13 protein-coding genes are annotated in these 16,255 nt (G+C 31.0%); all 13 read right to left on the bottom strand.

The genetic code is table 11. The annotated features are described in order from the left end of the window. The 13 genes from dnaK to OC535_RS02615 all read right to left on the bottom strand — a co-directional run bounded on the left by dnaK (position 1) and on the right by OC535_RS02615 (position 16,079). On the bottom strand, positions 1-1,812 hold the full coding sequence (gene dnaK, locus OC535_RS02675; RefSeq protein WP_024720870.1) for a molecular chaperone DnaK: 1,812 nt from the start codon (positions 1,810-1,812) through the stop codon (positions 1-3). Positions 1,813-1,828: 16 nt separating this feature from the next. Continuing rightward, positions 1,829-2,374, bottom strand: coding sequence for a nucleotide exchange factor GrpE (gene grpE, locus OC535_RS02670; protein ID WP_498823089.1), 546 nt, complete (start codon positions 2,372-2,374; stop codon positions 1,829-1,831). Between the two features lie 11 nt (positions 2,375-2,385). After that, on the bottom strand, positions 2,386-3,426 hold the full coding sequence (hrcA, locus tag OC535_RS02665) for a heat-inducible transcriptional repressor HrcA (protein ID WP_227053125.1): 1,041 nt from the start codon (positions 3,424-3,426) through the stop codon (positions 2,386-2,388). Positions 3,427-3,583: 157 nt separating this feature from the next. Next, entirely contained in the window at positions 3,584-5,761 is a 2,178-nt protein-coding gene (locus OC535_RS02660; protein ID WP_498823088.1) for a hypothetical protein, read from the bottom strand. Positions 5,762-6,019: 258 nt separating this feature from the next. Next, positions 6,020-7,117 carry a radical SAM family heme chaperone HemW gene (hemW, locus tag OC535_RS02655; protein WP_498823087.1) on the bottom strand — a complete coding sequence of 366 codons (1,098 nt, stop codon included), beginning with the start codon at positions 7,115-7,117 and terminating at the stop codon, positions 6,020-6,022. Continuing rightward, positions 7,107-8,321 (bottom strand): L-serine ammonia-lyase, iron-sulfur-dependent, subunit alpha, encoded by a 1,215-nt coding sequence (locus OC535_RS02650; RefSeq protein ID WP_024720874.1) that lies wholly within the window; start codon positions 8,319-8,321, stop codon positions 7,107-7,109. Before OC535_RS02650 ends, hemW begins: the two co-directional genes overlap by 11 nt. Before the next feature lie 8 nt (positions 8,322-8,329). Further along, positions 8,330-9,280, bottom strand: coding sequence for a DNA polymerase III subunit delta (holA, locus tag OC535_RS02645; RefSeq protein WP_024720875.1), 951 nt, complete (start codon positions 9,278-9,280; stop codon positions 8,330-8,332). A gap of 44 nt (positions 9,281-9,324) precedes the next feature. Continuing rightward, positions 9,325-11,322: a DNA internalization-related competence protein ComEC/Rec2 gene (locus OC535_RS02640; protein ID WP_498823086.1), complete on the bottom strand. Its 1,998-nt coding sequence runs from the start codon at positions 11,320-11,322 to the stop codon at positions 9,325-9,327. Further along, positions 11,313-11,771, bottom strand: a complete 459-nt coding sequence (locus tag OC535_RS02635) for a ComEA family DNA-binding protein (protein WP_227053129.1) — start codon at positions 11,769-11,771, stop codon at positions 11,313-11,315. Before OC535_RS02635 ends, OC535_RS02640 begins: the two co-directional genes overlap by 10 nt. Positions 11,772-11,839: 68 nt before the next feature. After that, positions 11,840-12,649, bottom strand: coding sequence for a hypothetical protein (locus OC535_RS02630; RefSeq protein ID WP_498823085.1), 810 nt, complete (start codon positions 12,647-12,649; stop codon positions 11,840-11,842). Between the two features lie 98 nt (positions 12,650-12,747). Then, positions 12,748-13,740 carry a Holliday junction branch migration DNA helicase RuvB gene (gene ruvB / locus OC535_RS02625; protein ID WP_227053131.1) on the bottom strand — a complete coding sequence of 331 codons (993 nt, stop codon included), beginning with the start codon at positions 13,738-13,740 and terminating at the stop codon, positions 12,748-12,750. A 10-nt stretch (positions 13,741-13,750) separates the two neighbouring features. Further along, entirely contained in the window at positions 13,751-14,311 is a 561-nt protein-coding gene (ruvA, locus tag OC535_RS02620; RefSeq protein WP_024720879.1) for a Holliday junction branch migration protein RuvA, read from the bottom strand. A 205-nt stretch (positions 14,312-14,516) separates the two neighbouring features. Continuing rightward, the gene (locus OC535_RS02615; RefSeq protein WP_498823084.1) at positions 14,517-16,079 is read right to left on the bottom strand and encodes an AAA family ATPase; all 1,563 of its coding nucleotides are present in this window, start codon (positions 16,077-16,079) and stop codon (positions 14,517-14,519) included. Between the last annotated feature and the right edge of the window lie 176 nt (positions 16,080-16,255).

The following is a 16,255-nucleotide window of genomic DNA, read 5'->3' as shown; positions in this document are numbered from 1 at the left end:
TTAGTTCTTTTCTTCAAAATCAGCATCAACAACATTATCATCTTGTGAATTTGTCGAACTTGTATTAGCTCCACTAGCACCATTTTGTTGTTGATAAGCATATGAAGCCATTTGTTGAGCCATTTGTTCTAATTCAGACATTTTAGCTTCTAATGTTGCCATATCATTGTTATCTAAAGCAGTTTTTAATTCATCTTTTAATTTTTGAGCAGATTCTTTTTGAGTAGCATCGATCTTATCACCTTGTTCTGCTAAAGCTTTATCAATTTCATTGATCATTTGTTCAGCTTTATTTCTTGTTTCGATATCTTTACGTTTCTTTTCATCTTCAGCTTTATTAGCTTCGGCTTCTTTAACCATTCTATCGATTTCTTCATCACTTAATCCAGTTGAATTTTGAATTACAATAGATTGTTCTTTTTGTGTTTTTAAATCTTTAGCTTTAACATTTACAATACCATTAACATCAATACTGAATGTTACTTCAATTTGAGGTACTCCTCGAGGTGCTGGTTCGATTCCATCTAATTTAAATAAACCTAATTGTTTATTATCTTTAGCCATTGATCTTTCACCTTGTAAAACATTGATATCTACAGCAGGTTGATTATCAGCAGCTGTTGAGAAAATTTGTGATTTAGTAGTTGGAATAGTTGTATTTCTTTCAATCAATACAGTCATTACACCACCCATTGTTTCGATACCTAATGATAAAGGTGTAACATCTAATAATAATACATCTTTAACATCACCTTGAATAACACCACCTTGGATAGCAGCTCCCATTGATACTACTTCATCAGGGTTAACTGATTTATTTGGTTCTTTTCCTAATAATCTTTTAACTGATTCTTGAACTGCAGGAATACGAGTAGAACCACCAACTAATAATACTTGATGAATCTCAGTTGGATCCATACCAGCATCTTTTAATGCTTGACGTACTGGAATTTCAGTTTTAGCAACTAAATCACGAGTTAATTCATCAAATTTAGCTCTTGTTAATGTTAACTCTAAGTGTAAAGGTCCAGCAGCACCAGCTGAGATAAATGGTAATGAAATTTGTGTTTGCATTGTTCCAGATAAATCTTTTTTAGCTTTTTCAGCTGCTTCTTTAATACGTTGCATTGCCATCTTATCATTTGATAAATCAATACCTTGTTCTTTCTTAAATTCATCTACGATCCAGTTCATAACTTTTTGGTCGAAATCATCTCCACCAAGTTTGTTATCACCAGCTGTAGCTAATACTTCAAAAGTACCATCAGCTAAATCTAGGATAGATACGTCAAATGTACCTCCACCTAAGTCATATACTAATACTTTTTGTTCTTGATCTAATTTATCAAGACCAAATGCTAAAGCGGCAGCAGTAGGTTCGTTGATAATACGTTCTACTTCTAATCCAGCGATTTTACCAGCATCTTTTGTTGCTTGACGTTGTGCATCATTGAAATATGCAGGAACTGTAATAACAGCTTTAGTAACTGGTTCTCCTAAATATGCTTCAGCAGTGGCTTTTAAATTTTGAAGAATCATTGCTGAAATTTCCTGTGGTGTATAATCTTTTCCATTAACATGTTCTTTATGGCTTGTACCCATATGACGTTTTACTGACATTACTGTATCGGGATTTGTTACTGCTTGACGTTTAGCAGCTTCACCAACGATAATTTCACCATTTTTAAATGATACTACTGAAGGTGTTGTTCTGTTACCTTCAGGATTAGCGATGACTTTAACTTCACCGTTTTCCATAACACTGACACATGAATTTGTTGTACCTAAATCAATACCAATAATCTTACTCATAATAAATTCCTCCTATTTATTCACTTACTTTTACTAAAGATGCACGAATAACGCGATCTTTCAACATATATCCTTTTTGTAACTCTTCAACGATCATATTTGATTTAAAGTTATCATCTTTTACAGTCATTACTGCCTGATGGAAGTTTGGATCGAATTCTTCTCCTTCGGTTTTAATCACTTCAACCCCCTGTGATTGTAAAACCTGCATCAACTGATTATAAATCATTTCATATCCTTTTAAGAAATTCTTGATTTCATCACTAGGATTTTCAACTGCTAACGATCTTTCAAAATTATCAACCACTGGCAATAATTGTTCAATGAAAGACTGCATCATAAATTTCATTGTATTTGCATGTTCATTTTGTAATCTCTTTTTAAGATTTTCCATATCCGCAAATACTTTATAATAATCAGTTTTCCAAGTATTTACCTCTTCTTCCAAAGCTTTCAGCTGTTCTTCAACAGTAACATCTTCTTTTTCTTCATCATTTTCAACTGTTTCTTCAACAGTTTCTTCATCAACAGACTCTTGATCCACCATTTTTTCTTCAGCCATTACCTTCACCTCTATTCATCGTTTGAATCATCTGATTCATCAAAGAATGCTTGTTCAATATTCTTTGAAATATACTCTACTAACGAAACTACTTTTTCATAAGGCATTCTAGTTGGCCCTATAACTGAAATAGATCCTTTGGTTGTCGCTCCGGTTTTAAACGAAGCGGATATTACTGAAACATCATCAATATCATTGATTGGCGAATCAGTTCCAATTCTTACCGTTACTCCCTCATCGTCAGATAAAGGCTGTAAGGCATTCCATACTTGAGAGTTTTCAAATGCACTAACGATTCTTCTTAATTTATTTACATCATTATATTCTGGTTGATATAACATATTCTCTTTTCCAGAAAAATAAACATTGCTAGAAGCAAATCTTACAAATGCTTCTAGAAAAGCATTAAATAATTCTTCATGTTCTTTAACCTTTGCTGATAAGACTGGTTTAACATCACGTTCAAGTCTAAATACCACCTGATCGATCGGTGTTCCAACTAATAGATCATTCATAACATTGACACAGCTTACTAAATCATCAATATTATGATGACGATTTAAATCAAAGATTTTATTTTCAACATGACCCTGATTAGTAATAATAATAGCTGTAACTCGTTTATCATTTAACGGTACGATATTGATCTGCTGCAAAGTATCAGCACTTGAATCAGGTCCTAAAACTACTGATGTCAAATGTGTTAATTCGCTCAATATCTGACAGCTTTCATGAATTATTTCATCTAGGGTACGATGGCGATCACTAAATATTTGCGCCACTTGATTTTTCAATCCCTCATCTAAATCTCTTTTAGCAAGATTATTAACATAGAATCGATATCCTTCAATCGAAGGAATTCTTCCAGAAGAAGTATGGGTCTTTTCTAAATAACCATAGTCTTCAAGAAAACTCATCTCATTACGGATGGTTGCACTTGAATAAGGCAACTGATATTTTGTCATCAAAGCTTTTGACCCAACCGGTTCAGCCGTTTCAATGAACTCATCAACTATGCATTTAAAGATTAATAATTGCCTTGCTGTAAGCATCTTTTCACCACCCTTAGCACTCTTTCTTCCTTTGTGCTAAATACATTATACATCTTTTTTTAGCACTGTCAACACCTTTGTGCTAAAAAATGAAGAAGTTTTTAAATTATTTAATTTACAAAAAACAGCACAAGCTGTGCTGTTATTATATATTAGTTTAATTATTTTGATATTTTCTTTTTTTATTTATAACTAATAACATTGAAGCTAGTGCTAAGCTTACTAATGAATATTCTAAGTCTACTGAATCTCCTGTCTTAATACCTGCTGTTGTATCTCCTGCCTTTACTATACCATTTGTTATACTTTCATCTACAGTACTATTTGTCATTTCTGAATCAGTTGTTAATCCTATGATTGCACTATTTAATGTTTCATATGCTGCATCTACTTCTTCTTGGCTGGCATATTCATTTGCTATTGCCATATTAGCTTTTTCTAATGCTTCGCTCAATACTGACCATGTACTTGCACTGTAGTTTGCTGCGTTTAATCCGTTTGCTTTATTGATCAATTCATTCAACATATCTTTATTTGGTACTAATCTTAACCCAAAGTATGCTTTTGCCAAACCATCATATGCATCATTTACTTCATCCTGCATGACATTTTCATTAACTAAAACACTGTTGGCTGTTTCCAAAGCTGATGCAAATACACTCCATGTTGCACTTATATATAATGTTTCATCTTTTACATTTTTTCCAACTAATTCTACAAGTTTGCGTAAATCTGTTTTATCTCCTTTAATAAAATCCAACATTTGAATCGCATTTGCTAGACGGTTAAATGCTGCATCTACTGCTTCTTGACTAGCTGTAGCATCTGCTAATAATGCCTTTGCTTCTTCTAGCGCAACATTAAATTCATTTGCTACTGCCGGTACTACTTTTGTTAATTCTTCTTCACTTACATTATTTGCTATTTCTACAGCAATTTGTAATGCGGTTTTATCTGCAGGATCATTTATTTTTGATTGTTGTGCTAACCACTGCCATGCTGTCAAATCACCATCACGACATTGATTTTCAAAAAATAAAGTCCATGCCCAGTGTCCATCATATTGTAAAGGAATCGTACTAGTTCCCGTCGTATCTAAAACTGTAGGATCACTTGGATCTCCAAAAAATCTTCCAGTTACATCACTTGCATTGGTAAATTCTGAATAATGAAAAGCTGTAGCACCAATTTCTTGCATTTTTCTTACAATCGGAATTGATCCACGATAACTAGAACTATCTCCTAAAGTATATGTAGACCATACTGGAAAATCCTTTAAATATTCAAGCTGCTCTTCTGTTACATTATTAATGTTATATTCATGACACATAGGAAATGCTGCTGCGAAATAACCTATATGACTTAATACTAGATCATAAACCATATTACCACCATTTGAGCATCCACCAATAATAATACGATTAGAATCAATATCTGGATGTTCATTTACATATGTATCAATTAACTCAAACAAACTCACACGCCATCTTGAAGGTGTTGCTCCGGTTGTATAATTACCATTTTCATCAATTGGCCAACCATATCCTTCTGGACATTGTGGAACCAGCACATAGGCACCGCCAAAGCTACTTTGAAATTCATCACCGATAAGAGAAGTAACTTTATTTCCTAAATAAGCAATTTCAGGATTTGTTCCCCCTTCTCCTGAACCATGCAACCAGATAACTAAAGCATTTTTCTTGTTATCTTCAGCTGGTTTATATACTGCATAAGGTAGCACTCTACCATCAGAAGCACTAAATACTCCATTTTCAAACTCATCTACTTCTGGACAAATTTTTCCATCACCTTCCAAATCAATATTTTTATCAATAGTTAATTCATTAATAATTTGTCCATCAGCTGTTTGTAATTCACCATTCAATTGAATATCCAATTGATAAGGATCACACCAATTATTATACCCACTATAAATAAAAGCTGCTCCTTCACCATCTGAGGTTGGACTTACATACATTTCAATCGTAATATAATTTGAATCTTCAGATATCTTATTTCCTATTTCATCTGATGTATAAGCATCTAAAACTGTCCTTTGACTACTGCTAGTAACAACCGTCCATGAAGGGGTAAGCGTTGGCTTGGTTTCTATCACAGTAAATTCATCACTTTCATCACCAATTGAATTGCTAGCTACTTTTTCATTTAAATTAATAACTGATTTTTTTACAACCGGTCCCCAATCTTCGGGTACAACATAAGCTTTTTGAACCCCACTAACAGCAATTGATTCTTTAGCAAAAGCTGGTAAAGATGTTGCTGATAAAAGCACCATCGTACTCAAAAAGCCATAAAATATTTTCTTCTTTTTCATTTTTCTTTTCCTCCGCTTTGATTTGATTTTTATAATACTTCTATTTATTATCCTCCTTTATGATAGAAAGTAACATTTATAGCGCTTTCATTCAAGGTAAAGATAAACAACTAGTTTTGTAAATCGTACATAATATAAATATCTTATTTTTATTTTATATATAGCCAATTTTTTATAATTTTCATAAATATTCAATTATCTATTATTTCTTTTCGATAACTTATAGCATAAAAAAATGCTAATTCATACGAATTAACATCATTTTATAAAATCAAGCAAAATAGTATTCAACAACTTTATTGAATCATTAGTACAACGCAAATAACCATCTTCTATTACCAATGTCTTTAACTTAAGATGCTTATTTATTGCCTCTTGATAAACATCAGTAACCTTCAATCCATAACGATTTTTAAATTCATCTAGATCGAGTCCTTTTATTAACCGTAATGACATCATCAAATGATTAAACATTGTCTCTTCTTTAGAATTGGTTATTTTATTAGTAATATCCTGAAATCTTAAATATGCATTTAAGTTACGACTATGTTCAATTAAACAATCATCAACTTTACCACTTGACCCCAAACCAATACCATAATAATTATCATATTGCCAATACGCTAAATTATGTAATGATTCAAAACCTGGTTTAGCGTAATTACTAATTTCATATTTAATAAAGCCCATATTTTTTAATTGATGATCGATCAATTTATTAATATCAGCTTCTGTTTCTTCATCTAACGGTTGATAATTTTGATTTTTTAAAACAGTATGATCTTCTAGAATCAATGAATAGTACGATACATGCTGAATCTTTAAAGATTCAATAATTTTCAAATCATTTTCAACATCTTCGATCGTTTGATCAGGTAAACCATACATTAAATCAATTGAAATATTATCAAAGCCTAACTGATGTCCATAGCGAATAATTCTTTTTACCTGCTCACTATTATGTTTACGATTGATTCCTTTTAAAAGTCGATCATTAAAAGTTTCTACACCAATACTTAATCGTGTAACCCCGCCTCTTTTTAAAATATCCAATTTATAATAATCAAGCGTTTCAGGATTAGCCTCGATCGTTACTTCTAAAGTTTTTTCACTTATATAAGGTTTAATAATATCCATCAGCCATTCCAGCTGTTCATCATTTAAACTAGTGGGAGTTCCACCACCTAGATAGATTGTTTTTAATGGTTCTGTAATATTTAAACTTGTCAACTCTTTTTTTAAAACTGCTAAATAATCATCTACTTGTTTTTTTTGATAAAAGACTTTACAAAAATCACAATAAGCACAAATCTCCTGGCAAAAGGGAATATGAATATATAAAGAATTAGTTTCCATCTTCAAATCCAAATTCTTTAGCTAAACCACCTAAAGACGTTTCCTTATACGCACTATTTAAATCTTTACCTGTTTGCTTCATTACCCTTACCACAGCATCAAATGAAACTTTGTTTGTTCTTAAATACCCCAATTGCTTTGCATACATCGCAGCATCGATCGCTCTTAAAGCACCAAAACCGTTGCGTTCAATACAAGGAATTTGGACATATCCACCTACTGGATCACAAGTCAATCCTAAATTATGTTCTAAGCCCATTTCCGCAGCATACTGAATTAAATTATTGTTTAATTCCAAGGTCCAGCCATAAGCTGCTGCAGCCATAGCACAAGCACTACCAATTTCCGCCTGGCAACCGCCATCTGCTCCAGAAATCGTTGCGTTAGTCTTGATCACATTACCAAAAATCCCAGCTACTGCTAAAGCTTTGATCAACTCTTTGCGAGGAATATTCAACTGTTTATAACAGTAATACATCACTGCCGGTAATACTCCGCTAGCTCCACAGGTTGGTGCTGTAACAATTTGATGACCACAAGCATTTTCTTCACTGACAGCATAAGCATAACTGCTTATCAAAAGTCGATCACGTTCTCCGCTTCGTCGGGTATTGATAGCCTGCTGATAGATCGATTTAGCGACTCTTTTTAATTGCAGTCTGCCAGGAATGATTCCTGTTGTTGAAAGACCTGACTCTACACATTTAAACATAGCATTAAGAATCTCATATAAATATGCTTTAAAATCATTGTTTTCAAACTTTAAAGTGTAGTCATAAAGATTAATTCCTTTTTTATCACAATAATCAAGTATTTCATTTAAATTATGATGGGGATAGATTTGTTTAGGCGGCTGTAATTCACTATTTTCATACATTAAAGCACCCCCACCAACTGAATAAACCGTTACTTTATCAAGCAGTTTATCTTTTTGGTAGATTTCAAAAACCATTCCATTAGGATGTTTAGGTAAAGCTTCACTAACAAAATGAACCTCAACATTTTCTTTTCCCAAAGTTTCTTCAATAATATGATCAGTTAAATGTCCCTTTCCTGTCAAAGCTAATGAACCATGTAAATATACTATAAAACGATCAGCATTTTTATATGTCTCTTTGATTTTTGAGGCAGCTCTTTGCGGTCCCATCGTATGTGATGAAGAAGGCCCAACTCCAATTTTATATAATTCTCTTAACGATTCCATATAATCTCCTATATTCTTATCATAAATAATTCTAATCCCATTTTTTTATCGATCTTACCTGTCTTTATCTCAACATCCAATTTAGATAAAGCATCTAAACACTTCAACAATTCATTTAAATCAAAGTCTTTCCCTTCTTGTCTAAGATATTTTAAACGATAAGGATTAATACCTAAAATTTTTCCAATTTCTTTATCAGTATACCCTTTTCGATCTAATAATTTCACTTGATAAATAAGTCGCATCTGCCCTGCAATCAAAACAATTAGTTTAATTGGTTCTTCATTTAAAATCATTAGATCTTTATAAATAGAAAACATTTTTTGGCGATCTCTTTGAAGAATTGCACTAGTCAAAGCAAAAACATTTTCATCCAGTGGTTTGCTTACTAATTTATCAACTGCCTCATAAGTGATATGTTTATCATACAAACATAGTTTCTCTACTTCCATAACGACATTATTTAAACTATCACCTAAACGACTTAATAATAACTCTAATGCATCATCATCGATAATGGCATTTCTACGCTTTACAGCCTGACGTGTACTATCTGATAATTTATAATGATTGACTTTATCGATTTCAAAAAACTTTGCTTCTTTACGTAATCTTTTAACGATTTTTTTACGTTCATCAAAATCTTTCCCTACATGATAAATAACAAAAATTACCTCTTTACTATCATTATCTAAACACTTTTCAAAATATTCGATCTCACTGTTATCTTTTTTTAGCTTTTTAGTAGTTAAAAAGTACAGATTTTTCAACACGATCATCTTTTTATCCGTAAAAAAAGGCGGTGTAATCAAATCTTCATATACTGACTCAATACTGTCTTCATCACCACGATAAGTAGAAAGATTCATCATTTCTTCACTACAATTATATTCTTTTTTTAATGCCTGAAGTTTTTGTTCCATTAAAAAACTTTCTTCACCATAAATTACAAATATCATCACATATCACTCCATCTGTATTATAAACTACTTTTATCATAAAGTCATGGATAAATATAATTATCATCGCCATAATACACGATTTTCACCATTCCCATTAAATCACTGCGATAAATCTTAATATCATAGTCTTCTAATCTCCTTAAAACAGCATCACTAGGATGACCATAACGATTATCTCTTCCACAACTGATCAACGCAATCTTTGGTCTAACAACTTCTAGAAACTCACTACATGTCCCCGTAGTACTACCATGATGGGAGACCTTTAAAACATCTACTTTTAAATCAGGATATTTTTTTATCAGATTCTTTTCAACTAAATTAGAAGCATCACCAGTAAATAAGTAAACAAGATCACTGATTGTCGCTTTAATGACTAATGATGTATCATTATTATCATTACTGCTAACATCACTTTTAAGCATTTCAATTTCAATATTTCCTATTTTCATTTTCTCTTGATATTTTTTTACAGTGTGCTTTATTTCTATTTGATTAGATAATGACTCATAGGCCCCACAATGATCAAAATCATCATGAGATATAAAGACATAGTCCAATTCAAAAATTCCCTGTGACCTTAAATATGGCACTAATGTAAGCGAAGCTAGATCTTTATTTCTTAATCCCCCTGTATCAATTAAAATATTTCCCTGATTAAATGGCTGTTGAATCAAAAAGCAATCACCCTGACCAACATCGATCATTACGACCTTTCCTTCAATACAATAATATGGTTTTAAATAAAACATCAGTAATAAACTAAACAGCAGCAAGACCTCTCTAGTTACATTTCGTTTAATATTAATTTTTAAAATTATTTTAAAATAAATAAAATAATAAACTAAAATAAAAAACAATGACGGTTTCGAAAAATTAAGAAATACTGAAAAATCATTACAAAAAGTAATAATATTATTCAAAAAATAAATAATTACCATTACCAAGCCCCTAACAACATCTCCAAAGATCATATATAACCAAATTATTTGATACAATAAGCTCACTAAAGGTACTAATACAATTCCTAGCAGCAATGATAATATATTGATTCGGTACTGAATCATTAAAATAATTGGTAAACTACCAAAATATACTAACAAATTAAAATATTTATTTTTATTGATCAACAAAATAACAAAATAAATGAAATAAGAAAAAATAAAAGATAAACTAAAAATAATATACGGATTAGTCCATAACATTATAATCGTTACAATTGATAAACAATCTAATTTATTTAAATATCTTTTAAACAAAACCGCTAATACCATGACCAAATAAGCTCGCACAAAAGAAATATTAAAAGGAATAAGATAAATATATATTCCAATCAAGACAATTCCAAAATAATCAATATATTTATCCGGCATAAAAAACCGCAATACCTTCTTTAACATATCTTTTAATAAATGAATATGCAAACCTGATAAAGCAAATAAATGAACTACTGATAAATCCGTTAACTGTTGATAATAATCTTCAATAACCTCATCTTTTATGCCTAAAACAAACATCGAAGCATAGCTGTCAATAAGATCATTACTAGATATTCTCTCCTGCAATTTCTGGAATAATGTTTCTTTAGTGTTTACATCTAATAAACGTTTAATCGAAGCATTATTAGTAATACCTTGACTATATAAATAATTTTTATAATTAAAAGCATTATCGTTAGTCGGCTCATTTATCTCAAAATACTCAACCTCCATCTCTAATTCATCATCAAGATGATAACCAATAAAATTCCCATATACTTTTACTTTTGTCTCATCAGTCTTAACAACGACACTTTTTTCATCAAGATCAACTATTTTACCTTTTATAACTGTATCATTAATTGGCTTAGGCCAATTAATAAAGAAAGAAAAAATAATCGTAAAAATAAAAATACTAATAAAATTAATCATTTTCAAACGATATATAACAAAAATCCCATACCCTATCATCAACACCCAAAATATTGGATGCACTAATAAACATACAATCAATAATAAACAGCTGATTCCATAAAAAACAAGATGATATCTTATAAACATAATAAACTCCTAATTCTTAAATACGTCTTTTCACCAATTCCTGATATATTAGTAATATCTTCAATTGTACAAAATGGCGTTTTTTGACGATATTCAATTATTTTATCAGCTGTTTTATCTCCAATTCCTTTAATTGTCATTAATTGTTCTTTAGTTGCATTATTTAAAGAAATTAAATTTGTTCCCTCAGGGATATAAAAAACTGTCCTTGTCATAAGTACAGTTTTTTCATCAAAGCCATAAATATTTTCTACATTAAGCTGTTTAAAAACAGCTTCAATAGTCGGTGCTTGATCAAAAGTAAGCGTTTGATTATACTTTCCTTCAATCACTATTTTAATTTTAGGATCACTTTTAATTTGTTTAACTTTGGTTTCTGGTAAAGCAAATGAATAAACTGTAGAAATGATTAACAATAGTAATAAAATAATAAGTTCATGCTTTTTCATTTCATTCCTCCAAATCAAAAAGAATCAGCACAACACTGATTCTTTATCTTATATATACTATAACAAAACTATTCCTTTATCTTTTTAAACAATAAACATTTAATAAAAAACAAAATCAATAATAGAAAAGCCCCTAAATACATAAAAATTATTGGCCAATTTCTAGATTCCTTAACAACTGCTTGTCTTACTATAAAAAATCTATCATATGATCCACCATATATTTTCTCATTTTTTTGTTTTTCTTCCAATTTACTATCAGCAATTATCATCAATGCCTGCGCTTCATCTTCTTCAAACAAATCAAATACCTGAGGAAGAGCTAAAACAGTTTCTAATACGATAAAATCAATCATAATATTAGATTCAACAGACTGTTCTTGATACTCTTCTACACTCAAAACTGGTGTATCTAAATAAATTTTCGCTAAATTAATTGCAAAATCTTTTCTTTTTAATAATTCTTTAGCAGCATCAAAATCAGCTATAAAAGTATCAAACCCCTGTTTATAATCATCATAAGAAATAACATTTGTACTCAATAAAGGATGATTTATAAATGAACGTATCAAAGCTTCCGTCGACATTGAGTCAACCAGTGAAGAAGGAATCTGACAAGCCATCATCATTTTATCCTTTGAATCCAATTGCTTCCATTCTGGGGTTCCAGGAATTATAGGATATACATACGGTTCATTTACTGCTTTTGACTTATCTGTTTTTGAATTTACACGTTCATTGATTAATTTTGCTGCTTCATCTAGACTCATCACATCAGAATCGTTTTCAAGCGTAAAAGCTGCTAGTTCCGACTTTTTTAAAAAAGCGATACATAAAACCATTATACAAAGTAAACATAATATTATTTTTCTATTCATTTTTTTGCCATCCCCACATTACTATAATTTATAATATCGTCCCTAAAATAAATGTCAAGTCAAATTCTTCATGATTTTACATAAAAAAGACTAGTTAATTAGTCTTCTTTTTCAATATTTAAATGTTTATATGCTTCATGAGTAGCAACTCTCCCTCTTGGCGTTCTTTTAATTAAACCAATTTGTAATAAATATGGTTCATATACATCTTCAAGCGTTTGCGGTTCTTCACCAATTGAAGCTGCCAACGATTCTAAACCAACTGGTCCACCTTTAAAACGATGAATAATTCCTAATAAATATTTATGATCAACATCATCTAAACCTAACTGATCAACCTTTAAACGATCAAGAGCTTCAATCGTTCTTTCTTTAGTAATCACACTTTCACCATTAAATTGAGCAAAATCTCGTACTCGTCTAAATAATCTATTTGCAATTCGCGGCGTTCCCCTAGAACGCATCGCTAAAGCGGTTTTAGCATCATCATCCATTGGCATTTGATAAACCCGACTAGTTCGATCAATAATCGTTTTTAAATCAGCTTCATCATAATATTCTAATTTAGAGACAATTCCAAAGCGGTCTCTTAACGGAGCAGATAAATCACCAGCTCTAGTTGTTGCCCCTACTAATGTAAAAGGTGGTAAATCAATTCGTACTGATCTTGTTGAAGCTTCCTTACCAATTACAACATCGACACAAAAATCTTCCATGGCGGGATAGAGAATCTCTTCAACCACTTTATTCAAACGATGAATTTCATCGATAAATAAAACATCACCCGGCTCAAGTGCTGTTAAAATAGCTACTAGATCACCAGTTTTTTCAATACTCGGTCCCGTCGTAATTTTAATGTTTGTTCCCATTTCATTGGCAATGATCATCGACATTGTCGTTTTCCCTAAACCTGGTGGTCCATATAATAATACATGATCAAGGGACTCATCACGCAATTTAGCGGCACCTACAAATACTTTTAAATTTTCTTTTAGATTTGTTTGTCCAACATATTCATCAAAAGACGAAGGTCTAAGACTACTTTCTTCATCCTCACATATATTGACATCAAGAATCTCATTTCTTGCCATATGCTCCTCCTTATTTTACCAATAAGCTAAGTGCTCTTTTTACATATCCATTCGTGTCTAATTTTTCATTTAATAATACAGCTAAAGCTTTATCAACTTCAGCTTTTTTATAACCTAACGCTACTAATACTTCAGCAGCTTCATCTAAATCATTATTATTAATAATTGTTGTCGTCGTATTTTTAAATTTACCTTGCAAATCTAAAATAATCTGTTGCGCTGCTTTTGGTCCGATCCCTGGTATCTTCTTTAAATAAGCAACATTACCAGTTTCAATTGCACTAATAATACTTGTAACATCACCAGTAGCTAGAATCCCAATTGCCGTTTTACAACCAATTCCTTTAACAAGAATCAATTTTAAAAACATTTCTTTTTCTTCACTAGTTTTAAAACCAAATAAAAGCAAATCATCTTCTTTAACATGCTGGTATAAATATATTTTAACTTCTTTACCTTTAGTAAACTCATAAGGATTACTTACATAAATCAAATAACCAATCCCATTATTCTCTACAACAAGATGATCTATATTTATTTCTACAACAGTCCCAATTAAATAACTATACATGGTAGACTCCTTTACATTATTATTATACTACAGATTAATCACTTTTTCGTCTCAAATTTGTATCAAAAGTTTCTCAACAATTATATCACTGAATATAAAAAAAACCAACCAAAATAAAGCTGTCCAATAATAAATTTATTATCTTTTATTTTTAGTTGATTTTATATATAAAATTTTAACTCTATAAAATACATGAAAGATCAGATCAACACACATATTTTTCTATCTTACATATATGTTTTTTACTATTTTTATCATAAGTAATACCAATCAACAGTAAATTATCTAAATACTTTTCTAATCCAAAATAATATTTCTTCTCTTTGATTTGATCTATTGCTGTCTCTACCTCCTGATCCCATTTTAATTCAACGATCAACGCCGGTTTATCCTCTTTGGGGATAAAGACCATATCCGCATACCCTTTTCCTCCAGGCATTTCTCTTATTATCGTATAATGATTCCTTGCTGCCATATATGCTATCGATATCGTATATGACAGCGCATTTTCATTATTATATGTTAATATCGCTGTATCTAAATGGGCTTCTTCTAGATACTTGGCTACCGCTTCTTCATCTTTTTGCCATGTTGCTTCTAATAATTCCTGACTGTTCAATAAGGCTCTTGTCGTCTCTTTCCAGTTGGAATCTTCGATTGAATTAATAAAAGCACTCGTTACTTCTTTATTGGGAATATAACATTTTTGATTCTCTCTATTATATCCTAGATATCCTAAATGGATCAGTAATGTCAAAACATCATCTTTTGATTTGAACGTCGTCATATCATTTTGAAATTTATCAGTATTGATCCTTACATCCTCTCCTGCTAAAAGTTTTACTACTTCATCTTTCAAGCCATCATAATTCATATCGATATATACCTGCAAGGCTTCGTATGTTTCGGTACTTGTCCAGTAATTTTCATATTTTTTGTCCATGATTGCATATACTACTGATCGATGATTATATATCGATATCCTTGGACTCATTCGATAACCATCATACCATTCTTTCATTTTTTCATATTCCATTTTATACTGGCAGCATAGATTTTCCACTTCTTTTTCTGTAAAGCCCATGAATTCTTCCAGTGGGGTTGGGTTGACCATCGAAATTTCTTTAAACATATTTAAGGCGCTATGGGTTCCATATTTCTTGATTGGCAGGATTCCCGTCATATATACCAGTTCGACATATGGCTGTTCTTTGAATAACAGTCTTAAATAATCCAGATATTTTTCCTGGGCTTCTTTATCCTCTTTATATTCTCTAAAGATACAGTCCCATTCATCAATGATAAAAATAAAACTTTCATTAGTGTAAGCAAATATTTGTGATAATACCCTTGATAAGACATCTTTTCTTATAAATTTAATATCTCCATATTCTTCAATTAGTTCAAATAAAATTGATTCATTTATATCTTTGATCATTTCCTGAATAGAATCATTAACACTTAAAAACTTTTGAATATCGAGATGAATCACATTATGTTTATTCAAATGCTTTTGATATAATTCTGTTTGACTTATTTTTAAACCGTTGAATATATCCAATGAATCACAGCCTTTAGAATAATAAGCCACTAACATATTAGCATCGGTGCTCTTTCCAAACCTTCTTGGTCTTGAAACACAGATATTTTTTTGTGGTGTTTTTATAACCTGATTTGTGTAATCTATCAACAAAGACTTATCAACAAAGACTTTGCCGTTTTTTGTTTCTGAATATCCATTATTAGCTGGATTTAAATATATTCCCATCCTGTCACCTCCTTTGATCACTGTCTATATTTTTCAATTTTACAACTGTGCTTCTTTGTCTCTTTATTATAACTGATCCCAATCAACAGTAAATTATCTAAATACTTTTCTAATCCAAAATAATATTTCTTCTCTTTGATTTGATCTATTGCTGTCTCTACCTCCTGATCCCATTT

Origin of the sequence: Clostridium sp. Marseille-Q5894 (assembly GCF_946902305.1) — a bacterium.
Taxonomy (GTDB): domain Bacteria; phylum Bacillota_I; class Bacilli_A; order Erysipelotrichales; family Coprobacillaceae; genus Thomasclavelia.
The sequence above is the reverse complement of the archived record's forward strand: the minus strand, read 5'-3'. Positions and strand labels throughout refer to the sequence as shown.

Bases quoted from the DNA above. Each gene is read 5' to 3' on its own strand.
- grpE (WP_498823089.1), bottom strand. From the start codon at position 2,374: ATGGCTGAAGAAAAAATGGTGGATCAAGAGTCTGTTGATGAAGAAACT.
- dnaK (WP_024720870.1), bottom strand. From the start codon at position 1,812: ATGAGTAAGATTATTGGTATTGATTTAGGTACAACAAATTCATGTGTC.
- hemW (WP_498823087.1), bottom strand. From the start codon at position 7,117: ATGGAAACTAATTCTTTATATATTCATATTCCCTTTTGCCAGGAGATT.
- ruvA (WP_024720879.1), bottom strand. From the start codon at position 14,311: ATGTATAGTTATTTAATTGGGACTGTTGTAGAAATAAATATAGATCAT.
- OC535_RS02635 (WP_227053129.1), bottom strand. From the start codon at position 11,771: ATGAAAAAGCATGAACTTATTATTTTATTACTATTGTTAATCATTTCT.
- OC535_RS02640 (WP_498823086.1), bottom strand. From the start codon at position 11,322: ATGTTTATAAGATATCATCTTGTTTTTTATGGAATCAGCTGTTTATTA.
- OC535_RS02630 (WP_498823085.1), bottom strand. From the start codon at position 12,649: ATGAATAGAAAAATAATATTATGTTTACTTTGTATAATGGTTTTATGT.
- hrcA (WP_227053125.1), bottom strand. From the start codon at position 3,426: ATGCTTACAGCAAGGCAATTATTAATCTTTAAATGCATAGTTGATGAG.
- OC535_RS02650 (WP_024720874.1), bottom strand. From the start codon at position 8,321: ATGGAATCGTTAAGAGAATTATATAAAATTGGAGTTGGGCCTTCTTCA.
- OC535_RS02660 (WP_498823088.1), bottom strand. From the start codon at position 5,761: ATGAAAAAGAAGAAAATATTTTATGGCTTTTTGAGTACGATGGTGCTT.
- ruvB (WP_227053131.1), bottom strand. From the start codon at position 13,740: ATGGCAAGAAATGAGATTCTTGATGTCAATATATGTGAGGATGAAGAA.
- holA (WP_024720875.1), bottom strand. From the start codon at position 9,280: ATGATATTTGTAATTTATGGTGAAGAAAGTTTTTTAATGGAACAAAAA.
- OC535_RS02615 (WP_498823084.1), bottom strand. From the start codon at position 16,079: ATGGGAATATATTTAAATCCAGCTAATAATGGATATTCAGAAACAAAA.